23 protein-coding genes are annotated in these 22,442 nt (G+C 64.4%); 11 read left to right on the forward strand and 12 right to left on the reverse strand.

The features are described 5' to 3' along the window. Positions 1-289: 289 nt before the first annotated feature. Together FJ948_RS10125 and FJ948_RS10130 are read left to right on the forward strand one after the other, a co-directional pair. The gene (locus FJ948_RS10125; protein WP_140703792.1) at positions 290-1,513 is read left to right on the forward strand and encodes an argininosuccinate synthase; all 1,224 of its coding nucleotides are present in this window, start codon (positions 290-292) and stop codon (positions 1,511-1,513) included. Positions 1,514-1,518: 5 nt separating this feature from the next. Next, positions 1,519-2,040 carry a hypothetical protein gene (locus FJ948_RS10130; protein ID WP_140703794.1) on the forward strand — a complete coding sequence of 174 codons (522 nt, stop codon included), beginning with the start codon at positions 1,519-1,521 and terminating at the stop codon, positions 2,038-2,040. Positions 2,041-2,089: 49 nt separating this feature from the next. Here the strand turns inward: FJ948_RS10130 and FJ948_RS10135 are convergent, their stop codons facing one another. After that, positions 2,090-2,887 (reverse strand): lytic transglycosylase domain-containing protein, encoded by a 798-nt coding sequence (locus tag FJ948_RS10135; protein WP_140703795.1) that lies wholly within the window; start codon positions 2,885-2,887, stop codon positions 2,090-2,092. 290 nt (positions 2,888-3,177) lie between these two features. Between FJ948_RS10135 and FJ948_RS10140 the strand changes: the two genes are divergently transcribed. From FJ948_RS10140 to FJ948_RS10165, 6 genes are all read left to right on the forward strand, one after another. Then, positions 3,178-4,275, forward strand: a complete 1,098-nt coding sequence (locus tag FJ948_RS10140) for a putative zinc-binding metallopeptidase (protein ID WP_140703797.1) — start codon at positions 3,178-3,180, stop codon at positions 4,273-4,275. 62 nt (positions 4,276-4,337) lie between these two features. Continuing rightward, complete coding sequence (locus tag FJ948_RS10145) at positions 4,338-4,943, forward strand: DUF1236 domain-containing protein (RefSeq protein ID WP_140703798.1); 606 nt, start codon at positions 4,338-4,340, stop codon at positions 4,941-4,943. A 383-nt stretch (positions 4,944-5,326) separates the two neighbouring features. Then, positions 5,327-6,937: a signal recognition particle protein gene (gene ffh / locus FJ948_RS10150; RefSeq protein WP_140703800.1), complete on the forward strand. Its 1,611-nt coding sequence runs from the start codon at positions 5,327-5,329 to the stop codon at positions 6,935-6,937. 8 nt (positions 6,938-6,945) lie between these two features. Then, on the forward strand, positions 6,946-7,272 hold the full coding sequence (locus tag FJ948_RS10155; RefSeq protein ID WP_140703801.1) for a chorismate mutase: 327 nt from the start codon (positions 6,946-6,948) through the stop codon (positions 7,270-7,272). A gap of 49 nt (positions 7,273-7,321) precedes the next feature. Beyond that, positions 7,322-7,720: a 30S ribosomal protein S16 gene (rpsP, locus tag FJ948_RS10160; protein ID WP_140703803.1), complete on the forward strand. Its 399-nt coding sequence runs from the start codon at positions 7,322-7,324 to the stop codon at positions 7,718-7,720. A 127-nt stretch (positions 7,721-7,847) separates the two neighbouring features. After that, positions 7,848-8,693 (forward strand): acyl-CoA thioester hydrolase/BAAT C-terminal domain-containing protein, encoded by an 846-nt coding sequence (locus tag FJ948_RS10165; protein ID WP_140703805.1) that lies wholly within the window; start codon positions 7,848-7,850, stop codon positions 8,691-8,693. A 101-nt stretch (positions 8,694-8,794) separates the two neighbouring features. Here FJ948_RS10165 and FJ948_RS10170 read toward each other — a convergent pair whose 3' ends face one another. The 3 genes from FJ948_RS10170 to FJ948_RS10180 all read right to left on the reverse strand — a co-directional run bounded on the left by FJ948_RS10170 (position 8,795) and on the right by FJ948_RS10180 (position 10,649). Further along, a complete protein-coding gene (locus FJ948_RS10170; RefSeq protein ID WP_140703807.1) occupies positions 8,795-9,058 on the reverse strand; it encodes a YMGG-like glycine zipper-containing protein in 264 nt (87 codons plus the stop codon). Positions 9,059-9,182: 124 nt separating this feature from the next. Continuing rightward, entirely contained in the window at positions 9,183-9,593 is a 411-nt protein-coding gene (locus tag FJ948_RS10175; RefSeq protein WP_140703808.1) for a DoxX family protein, read from the reverse strand. A gap of 150 nt (positions 9,594-9,743) precedes the next feature. Next, positions 9,744-10,649, reverse strand: a complete 906-nt coding sequence (locus tag FJ948_RS10180; RefSeq protein ID WP_140703810.1) for a bestrophin family protein — start codon at positions 10,647-10,649, stop codon at positions 9,744-9,746. A gap of 178 nt (positions 10,650-10,827) precedes the next feature. Between FJ948_RS10180 and FJ948_RS10185 the strand changes: the two genes are divergently transcribed. Continuing rightward, positions 10,828-11,235: an ACT domain-containing protein gene (locus FJ948_RS10185; RefSeq protein WP_140703812.1), complete on the forward strand. Its 408-nt coding sequence runs from the start codon at positions 10,828-10,830 to the stop codon at positions 11,233-11,235. A gap of 217 nt (positions 11,236-11,452) precedes the next feature. Here the strand turns inward: FJ948_RS10185 and FJ948_RS10190 are convergent, their stop codons facing one another. Then, a complete protein-coding gene (locus tag FJ948_RS10190) occupies positions 11,453-12,487 on the reverse strand; it encodes an aspartate-semialdehyde dehydrogenase (RefSeq protein WP_140703814.1) in 1,035 nt (344 codons plus the stop codon). 457 nt (positions 12,488-12,944) lie between these two features. Between FJ948_RS10190 and FJ948_RS10195 the strand changes: the two genes are divergently transcribed. Continuing rightward, positions 12,945-14,828, forward strand: coding sequence for a DEAD/DEAH box helicase (locus tag FJ948_RS10195; RefSeq protein ID WP_140703816.1), 1,884 nt, complete (start codon positions 12,945-12,947; stop codon positions 14,826-14,828). Positions 14,829-14,932: 104 nt separating this feature from the next. On the opposite strand, the gene FJ948_RS10200 is transcribed toward FJ948_RS10195, so the two are convergent. Next, entirely contained in the window at positions 14,933-16,366 is a 1,434-nt protein-coding gene (locus FJ948_RS10200; RefSeq protein ID WP_140703818.1) for a glycosyltransferase, read from the reverse strand. 135 nt (positions 16,367-16,501) lie between these two features. Here FJ948_RS10200 and FJ948_RS10205 point away from each other — a divergent pair, with 135 nt between their 5' ends. Next, positions 16,502-17,203 carry a DUF805 domain-containing protein gene (locus FJ948_RS10205; RefSeq protein ID WP_140703819.1) on the forward strand — a complete coding sequence of 234 codons (702 nt, stop codon included), beginning with the start codon at positions 16,502-16,504 and terminating at the stop codon, positions 17,201-17,203. Between the two features lie 79 nt (positions 17,204-17,282). On the opposite strand, the gene leuB is transcribed toward FJ948_RS10205, so the two are convergent. The 6 genes from leuB to leuD all read right to left on the reverse strand — a co-directional run bounded on the left by leuB (position 17,283) and on the right by leuD (position 22,287). Further along, the gene (gene leuB, locus FJ948_RS10210; protein WP_140703821.1) at positions 17,283-18,386 is read right to left on the reverse strand and encodes a 3-isopropylmalate dehydrogenase; all 1,104 of its coding nucleotides are present in this window, start codon (positions 18,384-18,386) and stop codon (positions 17,283-17,285) included. Between the two features lie 171 nt (positions 18,387-18,557). Continuing rightward, a complete protein-coding gene (locus FJ948_RS10215) occupies positions 18,558-18,908 on the reverse strand; it encodes a VOC family protein (RefSeq protein ID WP_140703823.1) in 351 nt (116 codons plus the stop codon). A gap of 13 nt (positions 18,909-18,921) precedes the next feature. Beyond that, complete coding sequence (locus FJ948_RS10220) at positions 18,922-19,305, reverse strand: RidA family protein (RefSeq protein ID WP_140703825.1); 384 nt, start codon at positions 19,303-19,305, stop codon at positions 18,922-18,924. A 156-nt stretch (positions 19,306-19,461) separates the two neighbouring features. Further along, entirely contained in the window at positions 19,462-20,466 is a 1,005-nt protein-coding gene (locus FJ948_RS10225) for a L,D-transpeptidase (RefSeq protein ID WP_140703826.1), read from the reverse strand. A gap of 213 nt (positions 20,467-20,679) precedes the next feature. After that, a complete protein-coding gene (locus tag FJ948_RS10230; RefSeq protein ID WP_140703828.1) occupies positions 20,680-21,612 on the reverse strand; it encodes a hypothetical protein in 933 nt (310 codons plus the stop codon). 69 nt (positions 21,613-21,681) lie between these two features. Then, a complete protein-coding gene (leuD, locus tag FJ948_RS10235) occupies positions 21,682-22,287 on the reverse strand; it encodes a 3-isopropylmalate dehydratase small subunit (RefSeq protein WP_140703830.1) in 606 nt (201 codons plus the stop codon). Positions 22,288-22,442 lie beyond the last annotated feature (155 nt).

Consider the following 22,442-nt stretch of genomic DNA (forward strand, 5'->3'; position numbering starts at 1 on the left):
AAAACTTGTTTAAATCCTTCCGACAAATGCAGCCCATGATTGCAGCAGGTTGTTCCCAGAGCTTGATCCCGAAAACTTGGAACCGGTTTTCGCAAGCGGTCGTGCACCCGCAGGGACATAGACAAGGATAACGAATTCGACGGGCGGCTGGTCCAGCGTGCAGGCGGCCCGCCTGGCTGGATCAGAAGTCTGGCGCCGCCCGCGCTTGCTCGCTTTGCGGTTCCTGCTAAAAGGCGCTCCGACAATGCGTGACGCCGGGCTTCAGGCGTCGCTTTTCGACGGAGCGGAAATGTCCAAGTTCAAAGACGTCAAGAAAGTCGTGCTCTCCTATTCCGGCGGCCTCGACACCTCCATTATCCTGAAATGGCTGCAGACCGAACTCGGCGCCGAAGTCATCACCTTCACGGCCGACCTCGGCCAGGGCGAAGAGCTCGAACCGGCGCGCAAGAAGGCCGAGATGATGGGCATCAAGGACATCCGCATCGTCGACGTGCGCGAGGAATTCGTCGCCGACTTCGTCTTCCCGATGTTCCGCGCCAACACCGTCTATGAAGGCACCTATCTCCTGGGCACCTCGATCGCGCGGCCGCTGATCTCCAAGCACCTGGTCGACATCGCCAGGGAAACCGGCGCCGACGCCATCGCGCATGGCGCCACCGGAAAGGGCAACGACCAGGTCCGCTTCGAGCTTTCGGCTTACGCGCTGAACCCGGACATCAAGGTCATCGCGCCGTGGCGCGACTGGTCCTTCAAGTCGCGCACGGACCTGATGAACTTCGCCGAGCAACACCAGATTCCGGTGCCGAAGGACAAGAAGGGCGACGCGCCGTTCTCGGTCGACGCCAACCTGCTGCACTCCTCGTCCGAGGGCAAGGTGCTGGAAGATCCGTGGAGCGAGGCGCCGGAGTTCGTCCATCAGCGCACCGTATCGCCGATGGATGCGCCGGATGCCGTCACCGAAATCGAGATCGAATTCCTGAAGGGTGATCCGGTCGCGCTCAACGGCAAGAAACTGTCGCCGGCCACGATGCTGGCTGCCCTCAACGATCTCGGTCGCGACAACGGCATTGGGCGGCTAGACCTGGTCGAGAACCGCTTCGTCGGCATGAAGTCGCGCGGCGTCTACGAGACGCCGGGCGGCACGATCCTGATCGCCGCCCACCGCGCCATCGAATCGATCACGCTCGACCGGGGCGCCGCGCACCTCAAGGACGAGTTCATGCCGCGCTACGCCGAACTCATCTACAACGGCTTCTGGTTCGCGCCCGAACGCCTGATGCTGCAGGCGATGATCGACAAGAGCCAGGAAGACGTCGAAGGCACGGTGCGGCTGAAGCTCTACAAGGGCAATGTCATGGTCACCGGCCGCAAGTCGAGGAAGACGCTCTATTCCGACGCGCTGGTCACCTTCGAGGACGACCGTGGCGCCTACGACCAGAAGGACGCCGCCGGCTTCATCCGTCTCAATGCGCTGAGGCTGCGCACGCTCGCCGCCCGCAACCGCAACAAATAAACGGGGTGCGCCATCCCGGTCTCTGCCTGGTGCTGCTGGTCCTTCTGGCGGCGCCCGCCGCGGCCGATGATTTCGATCCGGCATCGCTCGACCTTGCCGCGCTGATCGAATGCAGGACGGATGTGCCCGGCTACAACGGCTTTGCGCTCTGGCTGACCGGCGAATCCGGTGCTGTGCGGAAGCTTGGCTGGAAGGAAGTTCCGTCGGGCAATCCCTTTCTGCGGCAGTATCGACTGCCCGCCCCGATCCATGTTTTAGGGCGCGACACCGGGAGAATCGTCTTTACCGCGACCGGACCGATGGCGGTGCTCGACGGCGTCGCCGCGGCGAATCTCGCCCGTCAGCTCGGCGTCCCGGCGACAGTTTCGACGCCGGACAAATTCCTCGGCGAGAAGGTCGTGGCCGAAAGCACCGAGGAAGCCGGCGGCGTCAGCCTTTCCACTCGCATCGCGCTCAACGTCTCGACGGTCGCATCCCATCCCGGCAAGACGCTGGCCGGCTGCTCCTATGCGCTCGACGTGAAATGAAAAACCCGGCGCGGAGGCCGGGTTCTTCGTTCAACATCGTACGGTTCGATCAATCGGCGTCGATGGCGGTGGCGATGCGGGCGATGGCCTGCTGATAGACGCTGGCGGAATTCCAGCCGGCGATCGCGCCCATATTCGACTGCGCGCTTGCACCAGCCCGCCAGCCGTGGCCCTTGAGGAAGTTGGCGGTGGAGGCCAACGCGGTGGCCTTGTCGCGCAGGTTTCCGCTGCCGACGGCATACTTCAGGACATTTCCGGGCAGGAACTGCGTGTGGCCGATCTCGCCATGCATGGCGCCGACCGACGAGGAGCTCAACGCGCCGCGATCGACCAGCTTCAGGGCCGCGATGGCATGCGGGTGAAAGTAATCCGGACGGCGGCAATCATAGGCAAGCGTCACAATGGCGGAGACCGTGTTCTGGTTGCCCATCGAGGCGCCGAAACCGGTCTCCATGCCCCAGATGGCAAGCAGCACGCCCGGCGACACGCCGTAATTGTTTTCGATCTGGTTGAACAGCGCCGCGTTCGACTTCTTCAGCGAACGGCCCTTGGAAATGATCGCGGATCCGCCACGGCGCTTCATGAAATCGTCCACCGAGCCGCTGAAGGCCTTGTGGATGGCGCGGTCGGCGGCGATCGTCCTTGTTGCGTAGGTCGCTCCGGCCAGGGCGGCCAGACCCCTCGACCCGACGCCTTCGGACTTGGCCTCCCCGGCGAAATCCTGCTTCCAAGCATCGAAGCCGGCGCCGGTCTTGCCGCAGCTGGCCGCCGCCTGCGCGCCCGTTGCAAGCGCAAGCACCGCCACCAACGCGGCCGCTAAAGTTCTACCCTTGGCAAGAAATGCCATGTTGTTCTCCTGGTTGCCTGAATCACGTCCCGGCGGCGAATTTGCCAGCGAAACGCGTTCTTGTCACTGTCTGAGCCGCCATGCTGGCGAATGCCGTGGAATTTGCTTACGATCAAGTGATTATTGTGGCGAGGGCCAGGCATGGAAGACGTTGCCGCGGTCATGGACCACGGCGGCAAGCGCCTGGACCAGCGAAGCGAAATAGTCTCGATAGAGTGCGGAACGCCGGCTGGTGGTCCGCGTTTGGGCACGGGCCGCCTCCTATGCCCTCCCGATGAATTGAGACCGAGATGAAACTTTTCGACTGCCCGCATTGCGGCCACCGCCTCTATTTCGAGAACGCCCAGTGCCTGAACTGCAGGAGCCTCGTGCTCTATGACGCAGAGGGCGCGCGCTTTGTCCTGTCCGGTGTCGACGGCGCCATCCAGTGCACCAACGCCGATGAATGCGCCTGCAACTGGATGGCCGAACCGGGACAGGTCTTCTGCCGTGCCTGCGTGCTGAACCAGCTGATCCCCGATCTTTCCGTCGACGGCAACCGCCGCCGCTGGATCCGCGTCGAGGCGGCGAAGAAGCGCGCCATCTATTCGCTGCTCGCCTTCGGCCTGCCGGTCGCGCCCAAGCAGAGCCCGACGGACGAGATCGGGCTGGCCTTCGACTTCCTCGCCGATCCGATCGGCGGCGGCCCGGGCGGCGAACGCATCCTCACCGGTCACGACAACGGCCTGATCACGCTCAATGTCGCCGAGGCCGATTCAGCCGAGCGCGAAAAACGGCGCGTCGAGATGGGCGAGAACTACCGCACGCTGCTCGGCCATTTCCGCCACGAACTCGGCCATTATTACTGGGACCGCCTGATCCGCGACGACCCGCAACGGCTGGAAGCGTTTCGCGCCCTGTTCGGCGACGAACGCGCCGATTACGAACAGGCGCTGAAGGCATACTATGCCAATGGCGCCGCGCCCGACTGGCAGCAAACCCACATCTCGGCCTACGCCACCTCGCATCCCTGGGAGGATTGGGCCGAGACCTGGGCCCATCATCTGCATATCACCGACACGCTGGAGATGGTCCATGCGCTGAACTTCCCGCTCGGCCGGCTGGAGACGGTGGAGGCCAATGAATTGCCGCGCGGCGACACTGGCGGAGAACCGCAGGCAGCGCCCTCGGAACCCGCGAACACGCCCGAGCCCTTCGACCGGATCCTCGTTCGCTGGCTGGTGCTGTCGGAAGCCTCCAATTCGATAAACCGCTGCATGGGCCTGCCCGACCTCTACCCCTTCGTCATTTCGGACGTGACGGCGCAGAAACTGGCCTTCGTACACGACCTTTTGACCGGTTTGCCCAAGGACGCGGGAACAAATCCTGAGTTGGCCCGCGCATTTTAGCCGGAACGCATGCGCCGCTGCCCCGTTGTCACCGCCGAGGGACTGTGAAACGGAGAGAACCCATGAAATCCTTATTGTTACCCGCAATAGCCGGGATGCTGACCGCAATGTCGGGCGCCGCGCTGGCCGATACCGCGGTCTCGGCAGTCACCGATCTCAACGTGCGCGCCGGTCCCGGCCCGCAATATCCTGTCATCGGCGTGCTCGCCGCGGGCCAGTCGGCGACGCTCAATGGCTGCATCGAAAACAGCAAATGGTGCACGATCGCCGAAGCCGGCGGCCAGGGCTGGGTCTATTCCGACTATGTCACGGCCGATTTCAGCGGCAGCCGGGTGGTGCTGACGCAGCGACCGCACGGCTCCAGCGTTGCCGTCGTCTCGCCACCGGAAGACATCGGCAACTACTCCACCGACTATACAGGAGCGATCATCGCCAGCGATCCGGTGGTTGGCGATTTTCCGGCACCGCCAGCTGAAGTGCGGACCTATGTCGACACCCATCGCCTCGACCCCGTCTATCTCGACGGCGAGGTGGTCACCGGCGCGACCTTGCCAGACACGGTCGAGCTGCGCGAAATTCCTGACTACAACTACCGCTACGTCTATGTGAACGGCCAGCGGGCGCTGATCGATCCGCAGACGCGGCGCATCATGTACGTGGTGCGTTGAACGCAAGGCCGGCGGCCGCTGTCGCGGCCGCCGGCGATTTTCACGATCGGACGTGCCGTATCCGCAGGTCAGGGCCTGGGTTCCGCTGGGTCAGGCGGTCTGATCACGGTGCCAGGAGCGGCCTGCCCGGGCCGTTGCCTTGACTCTCGCGCCGATTTCCTGTCTACAGCCCAGCAATTCCGCGACGAGTATCCCTCCGAGCAAGCCGACCAGGACGCCGAAGCCTCTTCGAGGCCGAGTGCTGTAAACAGATCCTGGAGGCCAACACCCGGCAGCGCTGTGCGCCCCCGGGTGCTTTTTGGTTTTGGGCTTTTGCTTGCTTGGAGACTGGGCGCGAACGCATTACCTCTCGGATCGAATGAACCGGGATCGAAGGAAGCAAGATGTTTGAATCGCTGCAGGAGCGCCTTGGCTCCATCCTGAACGGCCTGACCGGCCGCGGCGCGCTTTCCGAGGCGGATGTCTCGGCGGCGCTGCGCGAGGTGCGCCGTGCGCTGCTCGAGGCCGACGTGGCGCTGGAAGTGGTGCGCTCCTTCACCGACAAGGTGCGCGAGAAGGCCGTCGGCGCCGCCGTGCTGAAGTCGATCAAGCCGGGACAGATGGTCGTCAAGATCGTCCATGACGAGCTGGTCGACATGCTGGGCGCCGAGGGCGTCGCCGTCGACCTCAACGCGCCGGCGCCGGTCGTCGTCATGATGGTCGGCCTGCAGGGCTCCGGCAAGACCACCACTTCGGCCAAGATCGCCAAGCGGCTGACCGAGCGTCAGAACAAGAAAGTCCTGATGGCCTCGCTCGACACGCGGCGTCCCGCCGCGCAGGAGCAGTTGCGCCAGCTCGGCGAGCAGGTCCAGGTCGCGACGCTGCCTGTTATCGCAGGCCAGAATCCGGTCGATATCGCCAAGCGCGCCGTGCAGGCGGCCAAGCTCGGCGGCCATGACGTGGTCATCCTCGACACCGCCGGCCGCACCCATATCGACGAGCCACTGATGGTCGAGATGGCCGACATCAAGAAGGTGTCGAGCCCGCACGAAATCCTGCTGGTCGCGGATTCGCTGACCGGCCAGGACGCCGTCAACCTGGCCAAGAGCTTCGACGAACGCGTCGGCATCACCGGCCTGGTGCTGACCCGCATGGACGGCGACGGCCGCGGCGGCGCCGCGCTGTCGATGCGCGCCGTCACCGGCAAGCCGATCAAGCTGATCGGCACCGGCGAAAAGATGGACGGGCTGGAGGAATTCCATCCCAAGCGCATCGCCGACCGCATTCTGGGGATGGGCGACATCGTCTCGCTCGTCGAGAAGGCGGCGGAAAACATCGACGCCGAGCAGGCGGCGGCGATGGCCAAGAAGATGCAGTCGGGCAAGTTCGACCTGAACGACCTTGCCCAGCAGCTTCAGCAGATGTCGAAAATGGGTGGCATGGGCGGCATCATGGGCATGATGCCCGGCATGGGCAAGATGAAGGACCAGATGGCCGCCGCCGGCCTCGACGACAAGATGTTCGGCCGCCAGCTCGCCATCATCTCGTCGATGACCAAGGCCGAGCGCGCCAACCCCGACATGCTGAAACACTCGCGCAAGAAGCGCATCGCCGCCGGTTCCGGCACCGACGCCGCCGAGATCAACAAGCTCTTGAAGATGCATCGCGGCATGGCCGACATGATGAAGGCGATGGGCGGCAAGGGCAAAGGCGGCGGCCTAATGCGCGGCATGATGGGCGGCCTCGCTTCCAAGATGGGCCTTGGTGGTTTGGGGGGCGGCATGATGCCTGGCGGCATGGGCGGCATGATGGGCGGCGGCATGCCGGACCTGTCGAAGATGGATCCCAAGCAGCTCGAAGCCCTGCAGAAGCAGGCGCAGGCCGCCGGCCTCGGCGGCATGAAGGGTCTGCCCGCCCCCGGCGGCGGCCTGCCCGGGCTGCCCGGCGGCATGAAACTACCGGGGCTTCCCGGCCTGGGTGGCGGCGGACTACCCGGCCTTGGCAAGAAGAAGTGAGACTGCGGATGAACGAAGAAAAGGACATGGCCGACGCCCGCATCATCCTGGCTGGCTACCGTGCATCGATCGACAACATCGATGCCGCCCTCATCCATATGCTGGCCGAGCGCTTCCGCTGCACCAAGGCGGTCGGCGTGCTCAAGGCCGAGCATGGCCTGCCGCCGGCCGATCCGGCGCGCGAGCAGCAGCAGATCGCCCGTCTTCGCCAGCTGGCGCATGACGCGCATCTCGACCCGGATTTCGCGGAGAAATTCCTCAACTTCGTCGTCCGCGAAGTGATCCGCCACCACGAACAGATCGCCGCAGCAAACGGCGTGATGAAAACCGGCTGATTACCAGCCTCGATTAATCAACGAAATCAGAGCTTTTAGGAGAAAGAAAATGGCACTGAAGATCAGACTGGCCCGTGCGGGCTCGAAGAAGCGTCCTTACTACCACGTCGTCGTCGCCGACGCCCGTTCGCCGCGCGACGGCCGGTTCATCGAGTCGCTCGGCTCGTGGAACCCGCTGCTGCCGAAGGACGGCGAGCGCGTCAAGGTCGACGCCGACCGCGTCAAGCATTGGCTGTCGCACGGCGCCCAGCCGACCGACCGCGTGCTGCGCTTCCTCGACGAGGCCGGCCTCGCCAAGCGCGACGCCCGCTCCAACCCGAAGAAGGCCGAGCCCGGCAAGAAGGCGCAGGAACGCGCCTCGCTGCTGAAGAAGGCCCAGGAAGACGCCGCTGCCGCGGTTGCCGCCGCCGCTGCCGCACCGGCCGAGGAAGCCGCCACGGCGGAGTAATCTCGCGTCGCATTCTTTGCGGAAACGAAACGGCGGGCCTGTGCCCGCCGTTTTGCTGTTTGCATTTGTCGTCGACCTGCCCTTTGCTGTTTCCTTGGAAAGCTTCTGATCTCCGGCTGAGGATCCGATGGACGAACGGGCTGTCACGCAGGAGATCCTATCCGGCGTCGTCGCCGGGACCCTGCTGCGATGCGCTGATGCCACGACAGGTGTCGTTGTCTTGAGCGGATCGAGCGGCCGTGTCGATATTTCCCGCGCACGACTATTTGCCAGCGAGGGCGTCTCTGTCCTTGCCCTCCAGTGGTTCGGCGGCGAAGGCCAGGTTCCCGGCATATGTGAAATCCCCCTTGAGACGTTTTTCGCCGCGACCGGCCGCCTCGTTGGATTGGGATGCCGGCGCATCGTCTATGTCGGCACGTCCAAGGGCGCCGAGGCATCCTTGCTCGCGGCGGCACAAGACCCGCGCATCGATGCCGTGGTTGCGATCAGCCCGACATCGGTGGTCTGGGGAAACATCGGGCCGGGCCGCGACGGCGTCAGCTGGCCCGAGCGATCGTCATGGACTGTTGACGGTCGCCCTCTCCCCTTTGTTCCAACCGACCCGGATTGGAAGGCAAGCCATGTTGATGGTCTTGTGTCCTACCGAGGACTTTTCGAGCACTGCCTGACAAGGTTCAGGCAGGAAGCCGACAAGGCCGCCATTCCCGTCGAGGCACTTTCGGGGGAGATCGTGCTGGTCGCTGGCGGCGGCGACACGCTGTGGCCATCCCTGGAATTCGCCACGTCGATTGTCCGGCGTCGGCAAGATGCCGGAAAGGCCACGCGCCTCGTTTCGGCCCCCGACGCCGGCCACCGCATTCTCCTGCCTGGCGAAACCACCCCGCGCTCAAGCTCGCACGCGCATGGCGGCAATGACCGCGCTGATGCCGCCCTGGGCCAGGAAGCCTGGCGATACATTCGGAACCTGCTGTAGCGCGGCCCCCACCGGATGTCTCAAGCGGGCCGCAATTCATCGATCGAAAACGGCAGGCCAAAAGCCCGCCGTTTTGCTCTTCATGTCCGGAATGCGCTCGATCAATAACCGCTGGGGCAGCGATCGACATAGGTGCGGCCGTAACGGTCGCGGTACCGGCATTGGCCGCTTTCGCTGGCATGGCCGATCAGGGCGCCCGCCACGGCGCCAACCGCGCCGCCGACAACCGCGCCCTGGACCGGATCGCCAGCTACGGCCGCGCCGATCGCGGCACCGCCAAGACCGCCCACGGCGGCGCCTTTTTCCGTCTGCGAACAGGCGCCGAGCGCCGTCGCCAACACAAGAACCGTAATAATTTTCTTCATTTTCGTTCCTCTCACATGCGGATCGCCGTCTCGCCGCCAAGGGCTTAACTCTCAGACGGCTAATTTGATCCCGAGGGGAACGAAGATCGCGACGACACCAGCAGCCGCGTTTGGCGCGGAGCTGCTATCGGCTGAACGGGACCAGCGCACGCACCCTGGGGTCGCGCAGATAGAGGCCGCCCCACAGGATGATACCGAGATAGACGCCGAACAGCGTGTGCGAGAACAAGGGATTGCCGATCCGCGCATTGGTGGCGATGGCGCCGCCCATATAGGCGGTGAGCAGGATGGCGCCGAGCACCGAGGTGCGCGGCAGTGCGTAAAGCGCGGTCGAGACGAGGCCAATAACACCCAGCATGCGCGCGACGTTGGCGTCGGCCGGCCAGCCGAGCGGCACCATCGTCTGGGTCACCACATCGAGCGGCGGCAGCTTGATGGCGCCGTCGAAGATCATGAACAGGACGATGAGGCCGCTGAGCACGCGGCCGGTCCACAAGGCGCCGGACGAGACGGGCGCGATTTCGGAAATGCTCATTGGTGTACCCTCCTGATGGTTCGAGCCCCTTTTTCCGGGGTCGAGCCAAGGACGCGCCCCAAGGCGACGATCCTACAGGGGGGCTGGATTCTTTTGGCAAAGTGGCCCCGGAAGCCACTCCGGCACGCGCATGCCATCCATGTCTCAAGCTTACGAGAAATAGAACTTCTCGGCCGGCAGCATCTTTGGCGGCGTCTCGCCCAAGGCCTCGAACACCGAGATTTCGCAGACCCGGCAGAGACTATCGAGCGCGAGGTCGTTGGCTTCGGTGCCGAACGGATCCTCGAGTTCTTCCGAAAGCGCGTCGAGGCCGAAGAAGGTGTAGGCGATCAGCGCCGTGAACAAAGGCGTCGCCCAGCCGGTGGTCGAGATCAGGCCGATCGGCAGGAGCAGGCAGACGATGTAGGCCGTGCGGTGCACCAGCAGCGTGTAGGCGAAGGGCAAGGGCGTGCCGGCGATCCGCTCGCAGCCGGCCTGGATGGCGGTGATGGACGCCAGCCTCTCATCGAGGATGCGGAAACCGATCGTGTCGAGCTCGCCACCCTGGCGCTGCGCATTGGCGCGGCGGCCCATGCGCCTGACCATCTCGTCCGCCGGATTGGCAAAACCCGCCGCCGTCTCCGCTTCGGTGTCGATGAAGGCATGGGCGTCTTTCACACTGTCGATCCTGCGCAACTGGCCGCGCAGGAAATGACAGAAGGCCAGCGCCTCCATCAGCAGGGCGCGCTGCTCGGTCCGATCGGGAATGAGGCTGGTCGTGGCGCGGGCCAGATTGCGGATTTCGAAGACCAGCGCGCCCCACAGCTTGCGCGCCTCCCACCAGCGGTCATAGGCGGCGTTGTTGCGGAAGGACAGATAGATCGACAAGGTCACGCCGACCAGTCCGAAGGGCGTGATGTTGAAGACGCCGAGATCGAGTTGGAACCAGCGCGCCACGACAAGGATGACCGCCGAATAGATCGCGAAGCCGAAAATCTGCGGCAGGATGCGTGGCACCACCGAGCCGCGCATGATGAAGAACAGCTGCAGGAAGGTGGGGCGTGGGCGAACGATCATTCGGGAGCCTTTCACGGACCGGGGTCGGCCCTCAGCTCCTCTATTGTGCGATGCGACAGATGTGCAAGCCCAGCCGACAGCGACATCGCCACGTCGTCCGTGCGGTGTGCGGAATACCGGTGTGTGCTGGTTACGGATATTGAGAAGCCTGCGGCCGTCCCCGATACAGGCGAGAAACATGACCGGCGAGACCGATCTGAGGACTCTGTTAGCATCAATGAGGCCGGAACTGCTCGATGGCACCTACGTCTTCGCCACGCTGGCGCCCGGCGTGCCGCAGCCGGAAGGCCTTGAACCGATGATGCTGTTTCGCGAGCGCGAGGGCATGACGCTGATCCTGACCGAGGAAGCCGCACGGACCATGGGGCTGGCGGCTTCATTCCGGTGCCGGATGATCACGCTCAACATCCATTCCTCGCTGGATGCCGTCGGCTTCCTCGCTGCCATCACCACGCGCCTCGCCGCCGCCGGCATGGGCGTCAATCCGGTCTCGGGCTTCTATCACGATCATCTGTTCGTGCCGGCGGAGCGGGCGGAAGAGGCGATGGGGTTGCTGCGGGAGCTGACTGCGGAGAGCGGGAGCTGAAGACAGCGCAGGACGATTTTGCCGCTAACGCAAATTGGCGTGGCCAGCGCTGCCCCTCATCCGCCTGCCGGCACCTTCTCCCCGTGAACGGGGAGAAGGAAACACCCCGGCCGAAGGGCGAGCCCGCGACCCGCAGGCCGCCGGTCGTCCGGCGCCCTCGCGGAGGGCCCGCCGCGGCAGCGGCGATACGGCCCCGTGAGCGAAAACTGAACGGCCGTCAGGCCGCCTTCTTCTTCGGCTGGATCAGGCCGCGCTCGACCAGCAGCTCGGCGATCTGCACGGCGTTCAGCGCCGCGCCCTTGCGCAGATTGTCGGCGACGATCCACATCGACAGGCCATTGTCGATGGTCGAATCCTCGCGGATGCGCGAGATGAAAGTAGCGTCCTCGCCGGCCGATTCCAGCGGCGTGATGTAGCCGCCATCCTCGCGCTTGTCGAGCACCTGGCAGCCCGGCGCCTCGCGCAGGATGTCGCGCGCCTCGTCGGCGGTGATCGGCTTCTCGAACTCGATGTTGACCGCTTCCGAATGGCCGATGAACACCGGCACGCGCACGCAGGTCGCCGTCAGCTTGATCTTGGGGTCGAGCATCTTCTTGGTCTCGGCGACCATCTTCCACTCTTCCTTGGTGAAGCCGTCGTCGAGGAAGACGTCGATATGCGGGATGACGTTGAAGGCGATGCGCTTGGTGAACTTCTTGACGTCGACCTGATCGGCGACGAACACCGCGCGTGTCTGCGTGAACAGCTCGTCCATGCCTTCCTTGCCGGCGCCCGACACCGACTGGTAGGTGGCGACGACGACGCGCTTGATGGTGGCGACGTCGTGCAGCGGCTTCAGCGCCACGACCAGCTGTGCCGTCGAGCAGTTAGGGTTGGCGATGATGTTCTTGCGCGTGAACAGCGAGATCGCGTCCGGATTCACCTCCGGCACGATCAGCGGCACGTCCTGGTCGTAGCGGAAGGCGGATGAATTATCGATGACGACACAGCCCTGCTTGCCGATCTTCGGCGACCATTCCTTTGAGACGTTGCCGCCGGCCGACATGATGCAGATGTCGGTGTCGGAAAAATCATGCTGGTCGAGCGGCCTGACCTTCAGCGTGCGGTCGCCGAACGACACTTCCGTGCCCATGCTGCGCCGCGACGCCAGCGCCACGACCTCGCTGACCGGAAAGCCGCGCTCTTCCAGAATGTTGAGCATTTCGCGGCCCACATTGCCCGTGGCGCCGACTATCGCAACCTTGAAACTCATAAAGATCTCCTGTCCCTCTCCGCTTGGTTGTTGGAGAAAACCCGCCGGCCAATGCGGGTTCCGTCCCCCGGGCCGGACCCGGGAGAGGGTGGTTAGGCCAAGGGAATCACACCGTTTTGGTGGTGGTTTTGGTAGTTTTCTTGGCCAAGAATGGGGTTTTGCTGGAACGAGAGGACGCGGCGACGCGCCCGGCCCAATGGTTCGCATCGAGGCTGGGGGCATCGAACGCAAGAAGAGCCATCAAAAGGCCGCGCATCGAAATTGATCCCGTTCGAAGCGGGCTTTTACGCGGTTTGCGGCAGGAGTCAATTGGCGGCGCGTCGCATAGCCTGCATGGCACCCTGTACAAGAAGGGCGGCAGGAAGTACGAACGGCCAAGATTGTTTGGCTGGCGCGGCGCCAGCCCCCGGCATGTGCTCCATGATGAGCGCAGAACCCTGAATTCCGAAAGAACGAGATGTCCAACTTCGATGGTATTGTTCCCGCGCTGGCACAAGCGCTGGAAAAACGCGGTTATTCCGACCTGACCCCGGTGCAGAAGGCGGTGCTGGAGCTCGGCCAGGCCGACGCGCTGGTGTCGGCCCAGACCGGCTCGGGCAAGACAGTGGCCTTCGGCCTTGCCATGGCGCCGACGCTTCTCGACGGCGCGGAGCGCTTCGGCCAGGCCGCGGCCCCACTGGCCTTGGCGGTGGCGCCGACGCGCGAGTTGGCGCTGCAGGTGACGCGCGAGCTCGAATGGCTCTACGAGCCGACCGGCGCCACGGTTGCCTCCTGCGTCGGCGGCATGGACATGCGCACCGAACGGCGCGCGCTGGATCGCGGCGCCCATATCGTCGTCGGCACGCCCGGCCGGCTGCGCGATCACATCACCCGAAACTCGCTCGACATGTCGGCGCTGAAGGCCGTGGTACTGGACGAGGCCGACGAGATGCTCGATCTCGGCTTTCGCGAGGATCTCGAATTCATCCTCGACGCCGCACCCGCCGAGCGCCGCACGCTGATGTTTTCGGCCACCGTGCCGCGCTCCATCGCCACGCTCGCGCAAGGCTATCAGCGCGATGCCGTGCGCATCTCGGCCGCCGGCGAGGAAAAGCAGCATCTCGACATCGAGTACCGGGCGCTGAATGTCGCCCAGGCCGACCGCGAGAACGCCATCATCAACGTGCTGCGTTTTTATGAAGCCAAGAACGCGCTGGTGTTCTGCAACACGCGCGCCGCCGTCAATCATCTCACGGCGCGCTTCAACAACCGTAATTTTTCGGTCGTGGCGCTTTCGGGCGAACTCAGCCAGAATGAGCGCAGCCATGCGCTGCAGGCGATGCGCGACGGTCGCGCGAAAGTCTGCATCGCCACCGATGTCGCGGCGCGCGGCATCGACCTGCCCAATCTCGAACTGGTCATCCACGCCGATCTGCCGACCAATCCCGAAACGCTTTTGCACCGCAGCGGCCGCACCGGGCGCGCAGGGCGCAAGGGCGTCAGCGCGCTGATCGTGCCCAATAGCGCCCGCCGGCGCACCGAGCGGCTGCTGCAAAGCGCCAAGCTGACCGCGACATGGGCAAGCCCGCCCTCGGCCGACGACGTGCTGCGCCGCGACGACGAACGCATTCTTGCCGACCCGGCTTTCGACGAACCGGTGAAGGACGAAGAGCGCGGCTTCATCGAGGCGCTTCTCAGCCGGCATGGCGCCGAACTGGTGGCGGCGGCCTTCGTGCGCCAGTGCCGTTCCAGCCGCTCGGCGCCCGAGGATCTCATGGATGTCGCGCCGTTCACGCCTTCGCGTGAAGGACTGGCGCGTGAAAGACCGGCGGGCGAAAAATTCACCCATCGCGACGAGGCGCCGAGCCGCCGCGACGATTTCGGCGCCAGCGTCTGGTTCTCGCTGTCGGTCGGACGCCGGCAGAATGCCGAGCCGCGCTGGCTGATCCCGATGCTGTGCCGCGCCGGCAGCATTTCCAAGCGCGAGATCGGCGCCATCAAGATGCAGCCGGAAGAGACCTTCGTGCAGATAGCGGCCGATTGGGCCGATCGGTTCGTGGCGGCAATCGGCCCCGATCGCAAATTGCAGGGCACCATCCTGGTCAAGCGGCTGGACGGCACGCCCGATTTGTCGCGCGCCGGCTACCAGCCGCCAAGTCCGGACAAGAAGCCGCATCGCGGCAAGGCGCCGTTCGACCCGAACGCGCCGAAGCGCAAATTCGAGAAACGCGCGCCGACGCCGGCCGACCAGCGCCCGGCAGCCGCGCATGAGGCAAAGCCGTGGGCGAAGAAGCCGGGCAAGCCGAAATTCGAAAATGCCGGCGCGCCAAAGCACAAGAAGACGAAGAAGCGCCCGTCATAAGTCTAGAGCGGTTCAGCGTTTGATGGAATCGCCGACCCGCTCCAACTCTTTGTTTTCACGCAATTCCCAAGGGGAAGCGCTACGCCCTTCTCCCGGGAAAACCGTTACACACTTTTCCTGGAATTGCTCTGGAGACGGCGGGCCGCGCTCTCCCGCAGGCCGGCCTTGATGGCGGCCCAGCTTGCCGATGCCGGCGTCGGCCGGTGCTGTCTGGCGATGCGTTCCGTCAGCGATGAACGCCAGTCATGGTCTTCCGCCATTTTGCGGATCGCGGCGTACCAGCCGGCCTGGTCGTTGGGATCGATCGCCGGCATCAGCCCGCCGCTCGCCTCGATCAGCGACGGCGCGGTCGAGACGATGACCGGAATGCCGAAATCGAGGCATTCCGAGGCGCCGTAACCCCAGCCTTCTATATGCGAGGGAAAGACGCCGAAGGTGGCGCTGCGATAATATTGGATGAGCTCCTCGTCGCTGACCAGCCCGGTGAAGGTGACCGAGTTGAGCAGCGCGGGATGATCCTTGAGATAGGCGCGCAGCGGCTCGATCATCCAGCCCCAGCGCCCGGCGCAGACAAGCCGCGGCAGCTTGACGCCTTCCTCCAGTGCCTGCTGCCAGATCCGGGCCAGCAGGATGTGGTTCTTGCGCACTTCGATGGTCGAACAATAGATGACGAACGGTTCGCCCGTCTCGATACGCGAGGTCGCGCCCATGAGGGACGCGGTCTCGTGCAGGATGGAAGGCATCGGAAACCGGTACACGACAGGCGCGGCGATGCCGGCCTTGCGCATATGGTCGGTCAGCGTCGCGCCAACCTCGTCGGAGGCGCAGAACGCCGGCGCGCCGCTGCGCACCAGCTGTTCGAGATAAGATCCGAAACGGGTTTCGCCGATGCCCGTACCGATCAGGTCGGGGCGCAATGTCGGGATGAGATCATGGCAAAGGAAGGCAAGCGTGCCGGCGGTGCTCGACACCGCGGACCGGTCCTGCTGGGTCAGGATGTGATGGCTGATCAGCACGAGGCCTGGTTCCGCCTCGGTGCCCCGGCCCGGCGCATGGGGTTCCGCGCCCAACCGGATGCGGGCCCGCTGGTACAGGCGATAGGCGCGGATCAGCAGCCGCGTTGCCTGGTAGGCGACCCCTTTGCGGCCGTTCGTCACCGTCCTGGCGAGATGACGGTCCGTCTCGCGCTTGTCCCAGGGCCGCTGCCTCACAGCCTCGAAAGCCTGAGACAGGGCCGCGCGTCTTCCTGGCCACTGTTTGACTTGATGGGGTGAAATCGGGCCCACCGCGACATGATCCAGTTCATAGGGGGCAAGCGGCCGGAACTTGCCCTCGCTCGACCTGAACGCCACCGCTTCCACGCAAGGATCCGGATCCGCCAGCGCCGCGTTGACGAGAAAGCTCTCCACGCGCGGAATGCCCGCCAAGCCCTTGCCGGGCGGCCAGAACATCAGCCCGGTGGCGTCGATGGCCAGGGTAGGGGGACTTGCGGCCTGCGCATTCCCGTTCGTGACGCTGGCATCGGTAGGCTCTGTCATTGTCTGCTTCTGCTGAGGGCGGTTGCTGTCGATGTCTTATCCCTGATTTGCCGTCAGGACGGTAGCCATTGCGCCGGTCTTGCCCATGCACTTCGCCCTGTGCCACATCTTGGCGGGGCAAGGAGGGGGTGGCGCATGCGCGGCGAAGTTCTTCACTATGACGAGAGCCAGGGCTTCGGCTTCATCACCGGCGCCGACGGCAACCGCTACACCTTCAGGCGCGAGGATCTGCGCGGCCAAGCCATTCTCGCCAACGGCGCGGCCGTCGAATTTCTGTCGGCCCACGGCCAGGCGCGTGACGTCTTTTTGCTTGCCGTCGCCCAGACCGCGGCTCCGGCCGCCGGCGCCAAGGCCGCTCCCGCCGGCAACGAGACGGCAGGGGCCGCACCGCAGGCGCGGCATTTCGGCCGCTCCTCCGAACCTGCCGAACCCACCGACCTCTGGGGCTATTTCTGGCGCGCCGTGACCCAGAACTACTTCAATTTCGGCGGCCGCGCCCGCCGCAAGGAATATTGGAGCTATTGCCTGTTCTGGGTGGTCAGCCTGTTGATCATCGGCGGCATCGGTATCTTCACCGACGCCCAGATGGGCAATTTCGACACCGACGTCTCGGCGGCAGTGACGGTCGGCCTCTGCGGCACCTTCCTGCTGGCAACCTTCCTGCCCGGCCTCGGCATGACCGTGCGACGGCTGCACGATATCGGCCTGTCGGGCTGGCTCTGCCTGGTGATCCTGCTCCCGACCATCGGCAGCTTGGCCATACTGGTCTTCGCCCTCATCCCGACGCAGGCGCGGGAAAACCGGTGGGGACCGGTGCCGGCGGGCGTCAGGGTTTGACGAAGCGGTGGCCAGGCATCCCTGGCCATGCCACCGGCGCATCATGGCGCCGCCTCTGTGCGAGGCGGCGCGCGCCGGATCAACCCAGGAACTTGGCGATGATGGCGTCGCCCATCGCGACGGTGCCGACCTCGGTCATCCCTTGAGAGAAGATATCCTTGGTGCGCAATCCGTCGTCGAGCACGGCGGCGATCGCCCCTTCGAGCTTGTCGGCTTCGGCGACCATGCCGAAGGAATAGCGCAGGCACATGGCGAAGGATGCAATCATGGCGATCGGGTTGGCGATGCCCTTGCCGGCGATATCGGGCGCCGAGCCGTGCACCGGCTCGTAGAGCGCCTTGCGCTTCTTGGTCTTCACATCGGGCGCGCCGAGCGAGGCCGACGGCAGCATGCCGATCGAGCCGGTCAGCATGGCGGCGATGTCGGACAGCATGTCGCCGAACAGATTGTCGGTGACGATGACGTCGAACTGCTTTGGCCAGCGCACCAGTTGCATGCCGCCGGCGTCCGCCAGCATGTGGTCGAGCTTGACGTCGGAATAGCGCGCCTTGTGGGTTTGGGTGACGACCTCGTTCCACAGCACGCCAGACTTCATGACGTTGCGCTTTTCCATCGAGGTGACGTGGTTCTTGCGGGTCCGCGCGAGCTCGAACGCGACGCCCGAAATGCGCTCGATCTCGAACGTGTCGTAGACCTGCGTGTCGATGCCGCGCTTCTGGCCGTTGCCGAGATCGATGATCTGCTTGGGCTCGCCGAAATAGACGCCGCCGGTCAGCTCGCGCACGATGAGGATGTCGAGGCCTTCGACCACTTCCTGCTTCAGCGACGACGATGCGGCGAGCGCCGGATAGCAGATGGCGGGCCTGAGATTGGCGAACAGCTCCATGTCCTTGCGCAGCCGCAGCAGGCCGGCCTCGGGGCGCACCTCGTAAGGCACCGCATCCCATTTCGGCCCGCCGACGGCGCCGAACAACACCGCGTCAGCCGCAACAGCCTTTTCCATGTCGGCATCGGAAATCGCAGCACCATGCGCATCATAGGCGCAGCCGCCGACGAGGCCTTCATCGGTGGCGAAGCCGCTGCCGAGCTTGTCGTTCATGGCCGCGATCAGCTTCTTGACCTCGGCCATGGCCTCGGGGCCGATGCCGTCGCCGGGGAGCAGGAAAAGATGCTTCGTCGCCATGGTGAAAACCGTCCTGGGAGAGAATTGAACCGGCGCCTTGCTAAACGCCAAGTGGTTGCAGCGCAAGCCGTAACGGGGAGGGAGAATGCCGCGATGCGAACAAGGGCACCGTCGGCGATCCTTCGCGCGCCCCTCTGTCCTGCCTAAGTTACTGCCTCACCGAAGATGCCATCACCGATGCGAGAGAATGTTGACCAGCCGGCCGTAGGGATCGCGCACATAAAAGCGCCGCACGCCCCAGGGCTCGTCGGCCGGCCCGTATTCGACGGCGAAACCGGCTTGCTTCATGGCCTCGAACACCGCATCGACATCGTCGACCTCAATCGACAGATCCGGTACCGGCGTGCCGGACCCGCCTTGCGCCATGAAGCTGACCTGCACCTGCATGGTCTCCGGGGAGCCGTAGGTCGCGATCCAGCCATGGTCCATGAGTAGGTCGAGGCCGAGCACGTCATGGTAGAAACGGCTGGCCGCCGCCGCGTCCTGCGTCTCGATATTGGCGACGATGCGCCGGACCTTCATGGCTCTGGTCCTCTCAAGCCGTGCGCCGCAGCGCCGTCACCTCGATTTCGATCTTCATTTCCGGCTTGTTGAGCTGGCAGACGATCATCGTCGCCGCCGGCCTGACGTCGCCGAACGTCTCGCCCAGGATCGGGAAGACGACATCCACGAAGGCCTGGTCGGTGATGTAGTAATGCGCCCGCACCACATCTTCCATCTCGAAGCCGCCATCCTCGAGCGCCTTGCCGATCGTCGCCAGGCAATTGCGCGTCTGCGCCTCGACCGTCTCCGGCATCGTCATGGTGGCATAGTCGTAGCCGGTGGTCCCGGACACGAAGCACCAGTCGCCCTGGACGACGGCGCGCGAATAGCCGGCGGTCTTTTCGAATGGTGAGCCGGTGGAGATGAGCTTGCGCATGAGGAGCTTCGGATTGTTGCTGCCATTCTGTGGGGACAAATCCCGATCCCGTCATGGGCCAAACACGGGCGGATCGGCGGTGCAGACTCCGCAAAGTCGGCGGCTAGCTCCCTCATCCTCTTCCAGGGGTTCATAAATTGCATTGACTGCGATGCGTCAGCCGGGTTGGTCCTTGGCCGATTCAGCCGTTTCTCCGGTGAAGACAACCTTTGTGCCTTTGTGCACCTCAAGGGCGAGGTCTTCGGCATCCCAATTGGTCAGTCTGATGCAACCGTGCGAAAAGGTCTTCCCGATCTTGCCTGGTTCGGGCGTGCCGTGAATCCCGTAACTTTCAATGGACAGATCGATCCAGATAGATCCGACAGGATTGTTGGGCCCGGCAGCGATGGTGAAGGGCCGTTTGGTCCTAACCCCCTTGAAGGCGAAGCGGGGATCGTAGTGATAAGTGGGATTGTGGACCACGCGGGTTACTTGTGCATCGCCGCTCGGCGCCGGCTTCTCTTTGCTTCCAATCGAGGCGGGGTAGACCGAAACCACTTTGCCGGAGTTGTCGAGAACGCGAACCTGGCGCGCGGCCTTGTCGATTTCGACGCTGACAACGGTTGAGGGCGAATCGCCTCGGTCGATAGCCGGCACCAGCACCTTTGAGCCCGCCGTCCTGAAGCTGATGCCCGGGTTGAGCTTCCGCAGTAATTGTTCGCTGATGTGGAAGTGCTCCGCGATCCGTTCCAGCGAATTGCGATAGCCGAGCCCGCGCAGGCGAGCCATCCTTTCCATGCTTGCCGGAATGCGATTGGCAAACGGTCCACGCACGTCCTTGCGCGTCAACTCGTAGTTCACAAGAACCGCGCCTGGCGAGGTTGCGACCAGCTTGTCCCAGGTCTCCCGGTTGAGCTTGCCATCGGCGGGCAGGGCGTTTGCCGCCTGAAATGCCTGCACCGCCTTGGCGAAGTTCTCCGCTTGGTGGCCGTCAATGAGGCCAGGCGAGAACCGCGCGCGATCCAAAAGGATCTGCGCCTTCAGAACGGTCGCATCAACGCCTTTCGTTGCGGCGTCGCCGAATTGAGCATCGTTGACGGCGGCGCCGTCCAGCTTTGCCGCCTCCGCGATGCCAGATGCAAAGGCGAACAAAACAAGCGCCAGAAGAATGAGCCTGCCCATCAATGTTACTCCAGGCACTGCCGCGAAGCTGTTTCTATGACGCCGCGCGGGCGATCTGGTTCCATTTGTCCAGTGAATATTGCCGCTGACGCGCGTTGGGCAGAAAGGCGACCGGCGGCGCTCAAAGGAAGAAGGGCGTACAAAACCGCGTCCTGCGCGAAACAAAGGGCAGAGCACTGGCGTGCGCTCCCTCGTTCGCCGGAAATGCTCTGGCTAGTTTGCCGACCCCATCGCCTTGTCCAGCGCGTCCTTCACGTCGGCCGGCCATGTCGCCAGCGCCGGCCAGGCGTTCGGTTGGCCATTGTCGCCGCGGCGGGCGAAATAGAGCTGGTGCTTGGCCGGGTCGACCGCCATGAAGCCGTCATTGCCGCCACAATCATGCGGCACGCAGCCGCTGGCGTAGAACGCGCCGGACGCGGTCTTTTCCGTGCCGCCACCGACCAGCAGGCTGGTCGCCATGTCGGGCATGTCCTTGCCGAGCAGGTTTTGCGCTTCCTTGTAGACCGCCTCATTGTGGAAGGCGTCGATGATGTTGTCGTATTTCGCCGGGTCGAGATCCTTCCAGTCGGTGCCCGGCTCCGGCATATAGGTCAAATTGCCCGAAATGGTCAGCCCTGATGTCGGCGACCACTGTAGGGCCGGTTTGTCGTCGCCCGGTAGAAGATACGGCACGAAATAGATGGCGTCGTCTGACACCGCCGCCGGCGGCGCGCCGCACTCGTCCTGTTCGACCCTTGTGCTCTGGATGCTGCCGCCCTCCGGTTTCCAGACGATCACCTTGGCCGGACCGCACTGGTTGCCGCCGTCGCCGACATCGAACAGCGCCACCTTGACGCCGCCGACCTCCACGATTTTGTCGAAGAAGACGTCGTAGTTGCTGGCCAGCTGCTTGCCGTCATAGGCCAGCACCTTCTCGCCATCCTGCTCCGGCTGCGTAATGGTCAGCTGGCCGCCCTCGAACGGCACCGGCGCCTGCTTGTCGTCGTCGGAAGCGTCGGCGGCGTTGGTTCCCGTGTCCTGCCCGGCGGCCGGCTGTTCGGCTGGCGCCGGCTGCGTGGCCGGCGTCTGCGTCTGCGCGAGGATGCTTGAGGCAGGCATGAGCAGCAAGGCCAGCCCGCAGGCGCCGGCAAGAAGCTGATGTCGCATGACTGTCCCTCCTTCAGTCGCACCAAACCGGCCTCAAAGGGCCGGGCCTATCGTTCCGAGCGGCGTCGCTCAGGCCCAGGGGCGCTGTTCGGCGTTGCGCTTCTCGAACGAGGCGATGGCGCCGGCCTTCTCCATGGTCAGGCCGATGTCGTCGAGGCCATTGAGCAGGCAATGCCGCTTGAAGTCGTCGAGGTCGAAGCTGACCACGCCGCCATCGGGGCCGCGGATTTCCTTGGCTTCGAGGTCCACAGACAGCGTGGCGTTGGAGCCGCGCGAGGCGTCATCCATCAGCTTCTCCAGATCCTCGGGGCTGACGGTGATCGGCAGCACGCCGTTCTTGAAGCAGTTGTTGTAGAAGATGTCGGCGAACGAGGTCGAGATGACGCAGCGAATGCCGAAGTCGAGCAGCGCCCATGGCGCGTGTTCGCGGCTCGAGCCGCAGCCGAAATTGTCGCCGGCGACCAGGATCTGCGCCTTGCGGTAGGCCGGCTTGTTGAGCACGAAATCGGGGTTTTCCGAACCATCGTCCTTGTAGCGCATCTCCGCGAACAGGCCGGTGCCAAGCCCGGTGCGCTTGATCGTCTTGAGATAATCCTTCGGGATGATCATGTCGGTGTCGACATTGACGATCGGCATGGGAGCGGCGACGCCGGTAAGCTTGGTGAATTTTTCCATGGCTTTGGCCCGTGTTTTCGTTGCGGGGGATTTTCTGGAGCCCGGTTTACACAAAGCCGGCGGCAAATAAAAGGCAACTGTTCGTGCGCGCCCCTTGACCCATCGGACAAAAGCGGAAAAAGCGGTTTGGGATTGGCCGGGACTGATGCAGTGTG

It is taken from the genome of Mesorhizobium sp. B2-3-12 (assembly GCF_006442205.1).
Taxonomy (GTDB): Bacteria; Pseudomonadota; Alphaproteobacteria; order Rhizobiales; family Rhizobiaceae; genus Mesorhizobium.

Coding starts and splice junctions, on each gene's coding strand:
- FJ948_RS10125 (WP_140703792.1), top strand. CDS start 290: ATGTCCAAGTTCAAAGACGTCAAGAAAGTCGTGCTCTCCTATTCCGGC.
- FJ948_RS10135 (WP_140703795.1), bottom strand. CDS start 2,887: ATGGCATTTCTTGCCAAGGGTAGAACTTTAGCGGCCGCGTTGGTGGCG.
- FJ948_RS10140 (WP_140703797.1), top strand. CDS start 3,178: ATGAAACTTTTCGACTGCCCGCATTGCGGCCACCGCCTCTATTTCGAG.
- FJ948_RS10145 (WP_140703798.1), top strand. CDS start 4,338: ATGAAATCCTTATTGTTACCCGCAATAGCCGGGATGCTGACCGCAATG.
- ffh (WP_140703800.1), top strand. CDS start 5,327: ATGTTTGAATCGCTGCAGGAGCGCCTTGGCTCCATCCTGAACGGCCTG.
- FJ948_RS10155 (WP_140703801.1), top strand. CDS start 6,946: ATGAACGAAGAAAAGGACATGGCCGACGCCCGCATCATCCTGGCTGGC.
- rpsP (WP_140703803.1), top strand. CDS start 7,322: ATGGCACTGAAGATCAGACTGGCCCGTGCGGGCTCGAAGAAGCGTCCT.
- FJ948_RS10165 (WP_140703805.1), top strand. CDS start 7,848: ATGGACGAACGGGCTGTCACGCAGGAGATCCTATCCGGCGTCGTCGCC.
- FJ948_RS10170 (WP_140703807.1), bottom strand. CDS start 9,058: ATGAAGAAAATTATTACGGTTCTTGTGTTGGCGACGGCGCTCGGCGCC.
- FJ948_RS10175 (WP_140703808.1), bottom strand. CDS start 9,593: ATGAGCATTTCCGAAATCGCGCCCGTCTCGTCCGGCGCCTTGTGGACC.
- FJ948_RS10180 (WP_140703810.1), bottom strand. CDS start 10,649: ATGATCGTTCGCCCACGCCCCACCTTCCTGCAGCTGTTCTTCATCATG.
- FJ948_RS10185 (WP_140703812.1), top strand. CDS start 10,828: ATGACCGGCGAGACCGATCTGAGGACTCTGTTAGCATCAATGAGGCCG.
- FJ948_RS10190 (WP_140703814.1), bottom strand. CDS start 12,487: ATGAGTTTCAAGGTTGCGATAGTCGGCGCCACGGGCAATGTGGGCCGC.
- FJ948_RS10195 (WP_140703816.1), top strand. CDS start 12,945: ATGTCCAACTTCGATGGTATTGTTCCCGCGCTGGCACAAGCGCTGGAA.
- FJ948_RS10200 (WP_140703818.1), bottom strand. CDS start 16,366: ATGACAGAGCCTACCGATGCCAGCGTCACGAACGGGAATGCGCAGGCC.
- FJ948_RS10205 (WP_140703819.1), top strand. CDS start 16,502: ATGCGCGGCGAAGTTCTTCACTATGACGAGAGCCAGGGCTTCGGCTTC.
- leuB (WP_140703821.1), bottom strand. CDS start 18,386: ATGGCGACGAAGCATCTTTTCCTGCTCCCCGGCGACGGCATCGGCCCC.
- FJ948_RS10215 (WP_140703823.1), bottom strand. CDS start 18,908: ATGAAGGTCCGGCGCATCGTCGCCAATATCGAGACGCAGGACGCGGCG.
- FJ948_RS10220 (WP_140703825.1), bottom strand. CDS start 19,305: ATGCGCAAGCTCATCTCCACCGGCTCACCATTCGAAAAGACCGCCGGC.
- FJ948_RS10225 (WP_140703826.1), bottom strand. CDS start 20,466: ATGGGCAGGCTCATTCTTCTGGCGCTTGTTTTGTTCGCCTTTGCATCT.
- FJ948_RS10230 (WP_140703828.1), bottom strand. CDS start 21,612: ATGCGACATCAGCTTCTTGCCGGCGCCTGCGGGCTGGCCTTGCTGCTC.
- leuD (WP_140703830.1), bottom strand. CDS start 22,287: ATGGAAAAATTCACCAAGCTTACCGGCGTCGCCGCTCCCATGCCGATC.